We start from the raw sequence: 11,338 nt of genomic DNA, 5'->3' as shown, positions 1-11,338 counted from the left end.
GTTTCTGCTGCCGTTCACCGGATGGGTGGGTGGGCCTTCCTAGCGTCCGGGGTCGGACCGTCCACCCGACCAGAGGACCCCTCCCATGACGGACATCGTCCCCGCCCGCCGCCGTCTGCTGCTGCCGCTGCTGAACTCCGTACGGCACGGCAGCCGCAGCCACACGACGTGCTACTACAAGTGCGGCAACGCCTGCGACACCCCCGTGCCGAACACCACGGGCAACCCCACCATCGGTGAGGTCGTCGAGGGCGCGTTCAGCCGGCGGACCATGCTGAAGGCCGCCGGGGCCGGAGCCCTGGTCGTGGCGGCCGGTCCGCTGCAGGCCACGCCCGCGCGGGCAGAGGCGACGGACCTGCTGGACTGGCGGCCGGCGCCCAACGCGCCGCTCACCTTCGAGCCGGTGGAGCAGAACCTCCTCGACGAACTGGTCACCGCCACCGGCTACACCTACGGCGTGGTGATGCGCTGGGGCGACCCGGTGCTCCCGGACGCCCCGGACTTCGACGTCGACGCCCAGACGCCCGAGGCCCAGGCCATGCAGTTCGGCTACAACTGCGACTACATCGGGCTGCTGCCGCTGGACCGGAAGGGGCGGCGGGCGCTGCTGGTGGTCAACCACGAGTACACCGACGAGCAGCTGATGTTCGCCGGCGTGGCGGACGAGGAGGCGCCCACCACCGAGGCGCAGAAGCGCATCGCGATGATGGCCCACGGCATCTCGGTCGTCGAGCTGGCCCGGGACGGGGACACGGGCAACTGGCTTCCCGACCGGCGGGGGAAGCGCAACCGCCGGGTCACCGCGATGACCACCCTGGAGCTGACCGGGCCGGTGGCCGGGTCCGAGTACGTGCGGACCAGCGCCGACCCGGCGGGCCGGCACGTCCTCGGGACGCTGAACAACTGCGCCGGAGGGACGACGCCGTGGGGCACCACCCTGCACGGGGAGGAGAACTTCAACCAGTACTTCGGGACGTCGACGGTCATCACGGAGGACGCGCGGGAACCCCGGCTGGCCCGCTACGGGATCTCCACCGAGGAGCTCCCCGGCCGCCGGTGGGACGAGATCGACCCTCGCTTCGACCTCACCCGCGAGCCCAACGAGGTGAACCGCTTCGGCTACGTCGTGGAGCTCGACCCGTACGACCCCACGTCCACCCCGAAGAAGCGCACCGCCCTCGGTCGGTTCAAGCACGAGGGCGCCAACGTTCAGATCGCCGAGGACGGCCGGGTGGTCGCGTACTCCGGTGACGACGAGCGGTTCGACTACATCTACAAGTTCGTGTCCAAGGCGCGCTACCGGCCAGGCATCGACCGTGCGTCGCGCGCGCACAACATGACCCTGCTGGAGGAGGGCGACCTCTACGTCGCTCGCTTCACCGGCGACTCGCCGCCGGAGCAGATCGACGGCCTGGCGACCGTGCCGGCCGACGGCGAGTTCGACGGCACCGGCCAGTGGATCCCGCTGGTGAAGGACGGGCAGTCGATGATCCCGGGCAAGTCGGTGCCCTGGGTGCTGACCTTCACCCGGCTGGCCGCCGACCGGCTGGGCAAGGAGCTGGACGCCAACGGCGACTTCCCCGACCCGGCCGCCCCGGTGGTCCTCGACCCGTCCCAGCTGCCCACCCAGATGGACCGGCCCGAGGACATCCAGGTGAACCCGGTCAACGGCCGGGTCTACGCCGCGCTGACCAACAACTCGCGGCGCGAGGTCGCCGACGAGCCGAACCCGGTGTCCCGGTCCTTCGCCTTCGACGTCGAGGACGGCACCTACGAGGAGCGGGCCGGCAACCGCAACGGCCACGTGCTGGAGTGGCTGGAGACCGACGGGATCGCCGGGGACGACTTCTACTGGCGGGTGTTCATCGTGGCCGGTGACCCGGAGACCCCCGGGACGTACTTCGCCGGCTACGACAAGTCCCAGGTCAGTGCCCTGTCCTGTCCGGACAACCTGGAGTTCGACCTGTCCGGCAACCTGTGGATCTCCACCGACGGGAACGTGCTCTCCACCCGGAACCGGGAGGTCGGCACGTACGCCGGGACCAACGACGGGCTCTTCGCCGTGCCGACGGCCGGACCGGAGCGCGGTCACCTCAAGGCGTTCCTCACGGTGCCGGTCGGTGCGGAGTGCAGCGGGCCGCTGATCACCCCGGACTCCCGCTCCGTCTTCGTCTCGGTGCAGCACCCCGGCGAGACGACCGGGTCGACGCGGGAGTCGCCGTCCAGCACCTGGCCGGACCGGCTGGCCGAGCGGCCGTTCCCGCGGCCCAGCGTGGCGGTCGTCTTCCGGACCGACGGCGGTCGGATCGGCAGCTGACCAGCTGACGCAGGAGCCCGGCCGGACAGCGGCCGGGCTCCTGCTGCGTCACGCCCTACGCGGTCTCGCCGGCGTCGTCGAGGTGCACATCGGCTCGGCGGGCGAACTCGACGTCGAGCTCGGTGACGCCGTCCACCGAGTGGGTGATCAGGTGGACGGTGAGGTTGCCGTAGCTGATCTCGACGTCGGGGTGGTGGTCCAGCTCCTCGGCGACGTCGGCCAGGGCTGTCACGCACCGGGCTGCGCCGCGGAAGTCGATCCCCTTCACCCTGCGGTGGATGCCGTGGACGTCCCCCGCCCACTCGGGCAGTTCCTCCAGGGCGTCGGAGAGCTCGTCAGGGGTCAGCAGGATGCGGCGGGCCATGCCGGCAGTGTGCTCGCCGGGTCCGACAGGATCAGGTGTGCAGCCCGCACTCGACCTTGTTCTTGCCGGCCCAGCGGCCGGCGCGCGGGTCCTCGCCCGGGGCAACCGGGCGGGTGCAGGGCGCGCAGCCGATCGAGGCGTAGCCGATCTCCGACAGCGGGTTGACCGGCACCTGGTGCTCGGCGACGTAGCCGTCGACGTCGTCCTGGGTCCAGGCGGCCAACGGGTTGACCTTGACCATGCCGCGCTTGGCGTCCCAGTCGACGACCCGGGTGCCCGTCCGGGTCGCGGACTCGTCGCGGCGCACGCCCGACCCCCAGGCGGTGAAGCCGGCCAGCGCCTGCGCCAGCGGCTGCACCTTGCGCATCGAGCAGCAGAGGTCGGGGTCGCGCTCGAAGAGCTTGGGCCCGTGCTCGGCGTCCTGCTCGGCGACGGTCAGCAGCGGCTGGACGTTGTGCAGCGTGATCGGCAGGACGCCGGTGATCCAGTCACGGGTGCCGATCGTCTCGGCGAAGTGGTAGCCGGTGTCGAGGAAGACGACGTTCACGCCGGGGACGGCGCGGCTGGCCAGGTGCGCCAGCAGCCCGTCGGCCATCGAGGAGGTGATGGCGAAGGAGTCGCCGAACGTCTCCCCGGCCCAGGTGAGCACGGCCAGCGCCTGCTCGACCGGGTCGGTGATGCCCTCGAAGCGCGCATCGGCCTCGGCCGCGAGCTCCGGCGTCGGTGTGGTGATCGCGATCGTCATGGGTGCTGCACCCCCGTTCCGGTCAGCCGCAGGGTGAAGGTCCGCAGGCAGGCACCGCAGTGCCAGCCGGTCGCATCGTCACCGTGCGGGGTGAGGTCTTCTTCGCCGCAGTACGGACAGTGGAACGGTGGCAGCTGGCGCGTCCTTCCGGACGTGCTGTCTGTCACACCAGCCACTCATCGTCGGCCCGCGCCACGTAGGCAGCGAACCGCTCGCCGGGCTCACGGCGGTCCAGGTAGCCGCGGAGCACGCGCTCGCAGTAGTCCGCGGTCTCCTCCTTGGCGATCTTGTGGCCGCGGAACTTCCGGCCGAAGGAGGCGTCGACACCGAGGTGGCCGCCCAGGTGGACCTGGAAGCCCTCGACGCTCTCACCTGCCGCGTTGCGGACGATCATGCCCTTGAAGCCGATGTCGGCGGTCTGGAACCGGGCGCAGCTGTTCGGGCAGCCGTTGACGTTGATCCCGATCGGCTCGTCGAACTCCGGCAGCCGGCGCTCCAGCTCGGCGTACAGCTCCTGGGCGTGCTGCTTGGTCTCGACGATCGCGAGCTTGCAGAACTCCAGCCCGGTGCAGGCCATGGTGCCGCGGCGGAAGGCGCTCGGGCGCACCAGCAGGTCGTGCTCGGCCAGCGCGGCGACCAGGTCCTCGACCCGGTCGTCGGGGACGTCGAGGATGACCAGCTTCTGCTGGGTCGTGGTCCGGATGCGCCCGCCCTGGGTGCCGTACTCCTCGGCGAGGTCGGCGATCCGGGTGAGCAGCGTGCCGCTGATCCGGCCGGTGCGCAGCGCGAAGCCCAGCGCGTTGTTGCCGTCCTTCTGCTTGCTGACCCCGACGTGGTCGCGCTGGTCGTGCGCCGCCGGTGCGGGAGCCGGGCCGTCGGGCAGCTCGGCGTGCAGGTACTCGTCCTGCAGCACCTGGCGGAACTTCTCCGGGCCCCAGTCGGCCATCAGGAACTTGATCCGGGCGTGGTTGCGGGACCGGCGGTAGCCGTAGTCGCGGAAGATCGAGGTGCAGCCGGCCCAGACGTCGGTGACCTGGTCGGGGCGGACGAAGACGCCGATCCGCTTGGCGAACATCGGGTTGGTGGACAGGCCGCCGCCGACCCACAGGTCGTAACCGGCCTCGCCGGCCTCGTTCACCACGCCGACGAAGGAGACGTCGTCGATCTCGGGCTCGGTGCAGTGGTCGACGCAGCCGGACATCGACGTCTTCCACTTGCGCGGCAGGTTGCTGAACGCCGGGTCGCCCAGGTACTTCGCGACCGTCTCGGCCAGCACCTCGGAGGCGTCGATCACCTCGTCGGCGAGGACCCCCGCCATCGGGCAGTTCAGCATCACGCGCGGGACGTCTCCGCAGGCCTCCATCGTGCTGAGGCCGACCGACTCGAGCCGTCGCCAGATCTCCGGCACGTCCTCGATCCGGATCCAGTGGTACTGGACGTTCTGGCGGTCGGTGACGTCGGCGACGTCCCGGCCGAACTCGGTGCTGATCCCGCCGATGACCCGGAGCGACTCACTGGTCAGCGCCCCGCCGTCGATGCGGGCCCGCATCATGAAGTAGGAGTCCTCGAGCTCCTCGGCCTCCAGCACGGCGGTCTTGCCGCCGGGGATGCCCTGGGCCCGCTGGGTGTACAGGCCCATCCAGCGCATCCGGCCGCGCAGGTCGCCGGGGTCGATGCCGTCGAAACCGGTGTGCGCGTAGATGTCCAGGATCCGCTGGCGCACGTCCAACCCGTCGGAGTCCTTCTTCATCCGCTCGTTCGGGTTCAGCGGCTCGCGGTAGCCCAGCGCCCACTGCCCCTGTCCGCGGACGGGGCGGTTGCTGCTGCGGGTGGGGGTCGACACGTCAGTCGTTCTCCTCTGCGCCAGCACGCCGAGCGTGCGCGACGCGGCCGGGTGTGGGTGCAGCAGGGAAGCTGCGGGGGAGCGGGCCGTTGGTCAGCGCGCGGCGCGACAGGCGGCGCTGGAGACCCGCGCCAGGTCGACGTGCAGGCGCTCCACGAGAAGGGCGCCGCAGTCCGTCACGGTTCGATCGTGCCACACCGAGCCGACTCGTGTTCCCGTCCGCGCTCGCGGTCAGTCCGCGGCCGGGACGCCGAAGGAGCGCCACGCACTGTCCAGCTCGATCATCTCGGCCACGTGCGGCGGCATGGTGCCGGCGACGACGTCGGCCAGGGTCACGTTCTCCAGCACCCGGCGGTAGGACTCCCGGGCCGCCACCCACACCGAGGCGAGCGGCCCGGCGGCGCCCGGGTACTCGACGTCCTCGGGGCGCTGCCCGTGCACCTCGGCGAGGAAGCCCTGCTCCACCCGCATGACCCGGGCGACGGAGATCTCCGACGGCGGCATCGCCAGCCGGTAGCCGCCCTCCCGGCCGCGCTGGCTGGTCACCAGCCGGGCGTGCTGGAGGTCGCCGAGGATGGCCTGCAGGAAGCGGGCCGGGATGCCCTGTGCCTGGGCGATCCGCTCGGAGGTCAGCGAGTCGGGTGCCACGGCGGCGAGTTCGACGGCGGCGCGGACTGCGTAGTCGACCCGGGCGGAGATGCGCACGACGTCCATCCTGCCGTGTCTGCGACGCTGCTCCCCGTGTTCCAGCTGCGGTTCACCACCTTGGTGGAGGCGCCCCTGACCGTCGCCTTCGACGTCGCCCGGTCCCTGGGGCGGCCGTGGCCGCACCCGTTGCAGGAGGTCGTCTCGGAGCGGCCCTGGCGCGACGTGCACGTCGCGGCGGCCGGCAGCGGCTGGCGGACCCTGGTCCACACCCGCTCCTTCACCGCCACCGCAGCCGGCACGCTCGTCGAGGAGCAGGTCGACGCGGAGGCCGCGCTGCCGGCGTGGCTGGCCGGGCTGGTGCCGCGGCGCCGGGTCGCGCGGGCCATGCAGGCACACCTGGACGCCTACGCAGCGGCGGCCGGCCGGCGGGCGCAGGAGGTCACCCAGGTCGTCGGTGCTGCGTTGGTCGACGACCGGCAGCGGGTGCTGGTCGCCCAGCGGGGCTCGGGGCCGCTGGCCGGGCTGTGGGAGTTCCCCGGCGGCAAGGTCGAGCCGGGGGAGCCCGAGGTGTCGGCGCTGGTCCGGGAGTGCCGGGAGGAGCTCGGTGTCGGGATCGCGCCCGAGGCGTTCCTCGGGGAGGTGCCGCTGGACGGCGTGGTCGCCGGCGGCCTGCCGGGCGCCTCGACCCTGCGTCTGTACGGGGGCCGGATCACCGCAGGTGAGCTGGTCGCCCACGAGCACAGCGAGCTGCGCTGGCTGGGGCCCGAGGAGTTGGACGACCTGGCGTGGATCCCGGCCGACCGTCCGCTGCTCCCCGCCGTCCGTGCCCTCCTCGCCCGCCGCTGACCCGCCCGATGCGAGAGCGCCGCCCCCGGCGGACCGGGGACGGCGCTCTCGACACGGCTCAGGACCGGGTCACTTGAAGACGTCCTTGACCTTCTCGCCGGCCTGCTTGACGTTGCCCGCAGCCTGGTCGTTCTGGCCCTCGGCCTTCAGGTCGGGGTCGTTGGTGGCGTCGCCGACGGCCTCCTTGCCCTTGCCGGACAGCTCCTGGGCCTTGTTCTTCATCTTGTCCATGCCGCTCATGGGGACTCCTCCGTCGTGGACGCCGGGGACCGGCGTCGGTGCAGCGGTACCCGGCTGCGGTGGGCGCACACGCTCAGTGAGCGGCCCGCGCGCGCGGCAAGATCACGTTCTACGGGGTGTGCTCCGGACGGCCGGAAAGTGTGCGGCCGAGGGCGTCGTATTGCCACGATGTTTCAGGTTCCCAGCCATGGTCGTTCGCACAGGTCACAAAATGATGACGGCCGTGGACGGCCTCTTCCAGCACTGCCTAGGGTCTGGCCGTTGCGCTCGTCCGAAAGCGTCCCGACAGCTGGATGACAGTGCGTGTTCATGTAGGTGCCCAGTCCGCCGGGCGATCCCCGGTCGGTCAGACCTGATCGTTCCCCCCGCTCCTGCGGGTCGAGGAGGCAAGCGAACGTGAAGTTGAGCAAGCGCACTTCCATGCTCATCGCAACCGGGCTCACCGGTGTGATGGCGCTCTCGGCGTGTGGTGGTGGCAGCGACGACGGCGAGGGCGGCGGCGAGGCCAGTGGCGGCTCGGGTCGCGTGGTCTTCGGTGAGTCGACCGACTTCCCGGAGAACCTGTACCCGAACATCGCCGCGGGCAACGCCACCTCGGTGGCCAACGTCCTGATCAAGGTGCTGCCCTCGGCCTACCAGGTCCAGCCCGACTTCACCGTCGAGTTCAACGAGGACCTCTTCACCGGCGAGCCGACCCTCGAGGAGGTCGACGGCCAGCAGGTGAACACCTACGAGATCAACCCGGACGCGGTGTGGAGCGACGGCACCCCGATCACCGTGGACGACTTCGAGTTCACCTGGCGGGCCAACCGCAGCGGTGACCCGGCCGACGGCGGCTGCCCCGCGGTGCTGTCGACCACCGGCTACGAGCAGATCGCCTCGATCGAGCCCGGCGAGGACGAGAAGACCGTCGTCGTGACCTACGAGACGCCCTTCGCCGACTGGCAGGGCAACTTTGAGAACCTGCTGCCGTCCCACCTCATGGACGCCGACGACCCGGCCGCGGTCTGCGAGACGATCACCGAGGGGTGGCCGATCTCGGAGGGTCTGCCGGAGGGCATCTCCGGTGGCCCGTGGCAGGTGTCGAACGTCGACGCCGGTGCGCAGGTCATCGTGCTCGAGCCCAACCCCGAGTGGTGGGGCGACGGGCCGCAGCTCGAGCAGCTGATCATCCAGAACATCGGCAACGACCCGACGACCGCCGTCCAGGGCCTGCAGAGCGGTGAGCTCGGCGTCATCTACCCGCAGCCGCAGCTCGACCTCGTCGAGCAGGTCCAGGCCCTGGAGCCGAACGTCGAGAGCGAGATCAACTTCGGTCTCACCTTCGAGCACCTCGACCTCAACACCCAGGACCCCCACCTCGGGGACCCGCTGGTGCGCCAGGCCATCGCGTACGCCCTGGACCGCCAGGAGATCGTGGACCAGACCGTCGGGCAGTTCTCCTCCGACGCACAGGTGCTGAACAACCGGATCTGGCTGAACACCCAGCCGGAGTACGAGGACACCGCGCCGGACGAGGTCAAGGAGCAGAACGTCGAGCTGGCTCGCCAGCTGCTGGAGCAGGCCGGCTACACCGCTGGTCCGGACGGCGTCTACACCCACCCCGAGCGTGGCCCGTTGAACATCCAGATCGACACCACGGAGAACAACCCGCTGCGGCAGACCACGATCGAGGTCATGATCCCGCAGCTGGCCGAGGCCGGGATCAACGCGTCGTTCAACGCCAACCCGGACATCTTCGCCGGTGCCGAGAAGCCGTCCTCGCTGGAGGGTGGTGGCTTCCAGGCAGCGCTCTTCGCCTGGGTGGGCAACCCGTTCATCACCTCCTCGCAGTCGATCTACCAGTCGCCGCAGGGTGACAACATCCAGCAGAACTACAGCCGGATCGGCAACCCCGAGATCGACGCGCTCTTCGCCGAGCTGGCCACCGAGCCGGACCGCGAGCGGCAGGCCGAGCTGGGCAACCAGATCGACGGGCTGCTCTGGGAGCAGATGGCCACCATCCCGCTCTACCAGAAGCCGACCTTCATCGCGCACCAGGCGAACATCGAGGGTGTGCAGGACAACCCGACCGAGGCCGGTCCGCTGTGGAACTCGGAGACCTGGACGATCGAGTGACCCGCAGCACGCTGAGCACCACCCAGCGCGGCTGAGCACCACCTGAGCACGACTGCACCACCCGGACCGGCGCCGCCCTCGGCGGCGCCGGCCACCGGCTGCCGTGGCCCCCGGGGAGACCGTTCCCGGGGGTCGCGGTGCGTCCGGACCCAGCACGACCTGCGCGGGTCCGGCGAAGGCACGCTGAACTGGTCGTTCGACCGGACGGCTTCCGCTCTCGGCGTAAGGTCACCACATGTTCTTCTTCACGATCCGGCGTCTGCTCGCGTCGGTCCTCGTGTTGCTGGTCAGCTCGTTCCTGGTGTTCGCGCTGTGCGCGGCGAGCTTCGACCCGCTGGAGAGGTACTACACGCAGAACCCCCGGCCGCCGGAGTCGTTCTTCAACAACCTCCGCGAGACGCTGGGCCTGAACGACAACTTCTTCGTCCGGTACTGGCGCTGGCTCTCCGGGGCGCTCACCGGCGACTTCGGCGAGACGATCAACGGCACACCGGTCGTCGACCAGCTCTGGCCGCGGCTGCTGGTGACCGGCCGGATGATCATCGGGGCCATCGTGATCGCCATCCTGCTGGCGATCATCGTGGGCGTCATCGGCGCGGTCCGGCAGTACAAGGCGTCGGACTACACCTTCACCTTCATCGCGTACATCCTCATCGCCCTGCCGACCTTCTGGTTCGCCGCGCTGCTCAAGGAGTACGTCGCCGGCGGCGTCAACGACATCTTCGGGCAACAGCTCCTGTACACGATCGGTGAGGAGACGCCGGGGTTGTCGCTGTACGCATCCGGCTGGGAACTCTGGTCCGACCGGCTCGGGCACCTGGTGCTGCCCACGGTCAGCCTGGCTGCGCTGTCCTTCGCCGCCTGGAGCCGGTTCCAGCGTGCGGCCATGCTGGACGTGCTGGGGTCGGACTACATCCGCCTGGCCCGGGCCAAGGGGCTCACCTACCGCCGCACCGTGGTCAAGCACGGGCTGCGCAACGCGCTGATCCCGCTGACCACGGTGGTCGCGCTGGGCATCGGCACGCTCTTCGGCGGCGCGGTCATCACCGAGACGGTCTTCGTCTGGCACGGCATGGGCGAGTACCTGATCAGAAACGGAATCGGCCAGGAGGACATCAACGTGGTGCTGGGCTGGCTGCTGGTCAGCGCCGTGTTCATCGTCGTCTTCAACCTGGTCGCCGACCTCCTGTACGCGGTGCTCGACCCGCGCATCCGGCTGTCCTGACCCGGCCCCGCGAGAAGGAACGAGCCCATGGCCACCACTCAGACCACCACCGGACCCGTGGTCCCCGCGACACCCGGCACCCCCGAGGGCGGCGGGGTCGAACGCGAGTTCACCGTCAAGGCGCGCAGCCAGCGCCAGCAGATCTTCGGCCGCTTCCTGCGCAACAAGGTGGGCATGACCGGGCTGGTCATCTTCCTGCTGCTGCTGGCCTTCGGGTTCCTCGGCCCGCTGGTCACCGGTGTCGACTACGCCGACCAGGACCGGGACTTCCAGTCGGTGCCCCCGGGCACCGCGAGCTACCTGCTGGGCAGCGATGCGATCGGCCGTGACCTGATGGCCGGGCTCATGACCGGGGTCCAGCGCTCGTTGTTCATCGTCCTGCTCTTCGTGGCGATCGCGCTCCCGCTCGGCCTGCTGGTCGGGGCGCTGGCCGGGTACTTCGGCAGGTGGGTCGACAGCGTCCTGATGCGGCTGGTCGACCTGATCCTCACCGTGCCGCTGCTGGTCGTGCTGATCGTCGTGGCCAGCAACTTCCCGGGCTCCCGCACCCCGCTGGGCGTCGGGATCATCCTGGGGCTGTTCGGCTGGCTGGACCTCGCCCGGATCGTGCGCAGCCAGTTCCTCTCCCTGCGCGAGAAGGAGTACGTCGAGGCCGCGCACGCGATGGGCGCCTCGAACGTGCGGATCATCTTCAAGCACCTGATCCCCAACGCGCTGGGGTCGCTGATCGTCTGGACGACGCTGGCCGCCGCCACCGCGATCATCCTCGAGGCCTCGCTGACCTACCTGGGCTTCGGCGTCAACGGCGCCAACCAGACCTCGCTGGGGCGGCTGGTGTCCGACGGTGTCCAGGCCGCGAGCACCCGCCCCTGGCTCTTCTACTTCCCCGGCATCACCCTGCTGATCATCGTGCTGTCCATCAACTTGATCGGCGACGGGATCCGCGATGCCTTCGACCCGAGCAACCGCCGCGTGCGGGCCTGAGGAGCTCC

The 11,338-nt window shown here is 70.4% G+C and carries 11 protein-coding genes; 5 read left to right on the top strand and 6 right to left on the bottom strand.

From position 1 onward, the window contains the following. The first annotated feature begins 85 nt into the window (after positions 1-85). Positions 86-2,317 carry a PhoX family protein gene (locus O2W53_RS20700; protein WP_269164948.1) on the top strand — a complete coding sequence of 744 codons (2,232 nt, stop codon included), beginning with the start codon at positions 86-88 and terminating at the stop codon, positions 2,315-2,317. Between the two features lie 55 nt (positions 2,318-2,372). Here O2W53_RS20700 and O2W53_RS20695 read toward each other — a convergent pair whose 3' ends face one another. From O2W53_RS20695 to O2W53_RS20680, 5 genes are all read right to left on the bottom strand, one after another. Then, the gene (locus tag O2W53_RS20695; protein ID WP_269164947.1) at positions 2,373-2,681 is read right to left on the bottom strand and encodes a 4a-hydroxytetrahydrobiopterin dehydratase; all 309 of its coding nucleotides are present in this window, start codon (positions 2,679-2,681) and stop codon (positions 2,373-2,375) included. 31 nt (positions 2,682-2,712) lie between these two features. Then, positions 2,713-3,426 carry a phosphoadenylyl-sulfate reductase gene (locus O2W53_RS20690; protein WP_269164946.1) on the bottom strand — a complete coding sequence of 238 codons (714 nt, stop codon included), beginning with the start codon at positions 3,424-3,426 and terminating at the stop codon, positions 2,713-2,715. Positions 3,427-3,589: 163 nt separating this feature from the next. Further along, positions 3,590-5,269, bottom strand: a complete 1,680-nt coding sequence (locus O2W53_RS20685; RefSeq protein WP_269164945.1) for a nitrite/sulfite reductase — start codon at positions 5,267-5,269, stop codon at positions 3,590-3,592. Between the two features lie 93 nt (positions 5,270-5,362). Then, positions 5,363-5,449, bottom strand: coding sequence for a putative leader peptide (locus O2W53_RS24000; protein ID WP_371327776.1), 87 nt, complete (start codon positions 5,447-5,449; stop codon positions 5,363-5,365). Between the two features lie 51 nt (positions 5,450-5,500). Beyond that, positions 5,501-5,983 carry an RrF2 family transcriptional regulator gene (locus O2W53_RS20680; RefSeq protein WP_231558426.1) on the bottom strand — a complete coding sequence of 161 codons (483 nt, stop codon included), beginning with the start codon at positions 5,981-5,983 and terminating at the stop codon, positions 5,501-5,503. Positions 5,984-6,010: 27 nt separating this feature from the next. Between O2W53_RS20680 and O2W53_RS20675 the strand changes: the two genes are divergently transcribed. Further along, a complete protein-coding gene (locus O2W53_RS20675) occupies positions 6,011-6,763 on the top strand; it encodes a (deoxy)nucleoside triphosphate pyrophosphohydrolase (protein ID WP_269164944.1) in 753 nt (250 codons plus the stop codon). 69 nt (positions 6,764-6,832) lie between these two features. Here the strand turns inward: O2W53_RS20675 and O2W53_RS20670 are convergent, their stop codons facing one another. Then, complete coding sequence (locus tag O2W53_RS20670; RefSeq protein ID WP_269164943.1) at positions 6,833-7,003, bottom strand: CsbD family protein; 171 nt, start codon at positions 7,001-7,003, stop codon at positions 6,833-6,835. Between the two features lie 396 nt (positions 7,004-7,399). Between O2W53_RS20670 and O2W53_RS20665 the strand changes: the two genes are divergently transcribed. From O2W53_RS20665 to O2W53_RS20655, 3 genes are all read left to right on the top strand, one after another. Further along, positions 7,400-9,121, top strand: coding sequence for an ABC transporter family substrate-binding protein (locus O2W53_RS20665; protein ID WP_269164942.1), 1,722 nt, complete (start codon positions 7,400-7,402; stop codon positions 9,119-9,121). 235 nt (positions 9,122-9,356) lie between these two features. Continuing rightward, complete coding sequence (locus O2W53_RS20660; protein WP_269164941.1) at positions 9,357-10,346, top strand: ABC transporter permease; 990 nt, start codon at positions 9,357-9,359, stop codon at positions 10,344-10,346. A gap of 27 nt (positions 10,347-10,373) precedes the next feature. Then, positions 10,374-11,330: an ABC transporter permease gene (locus tag O2W53_RS20655; protein WP_269164940.1), complete on the top strand. Its 957-nt coding sequence runs from the start codon at positions 10,374-10,376 to the stop codon at positions 11,328-11,330. Positions 11,331-11,338: the final 8 nt, after the last annotated feature.

The organism is Modestobacter sp. VKM Ac-2978, from assembly GCF_026968025.1.
Taxonomy (GTDB): Bacteria; Actinomycetota; Actinomycetes; order Mycobacteriales; family Geodermatophilaceae; genus Modestobacter.
Note: the sequence above shows the minus strand (reverse complement) of the source record. Positions and strands in the feature narration are given on the sequence as shown.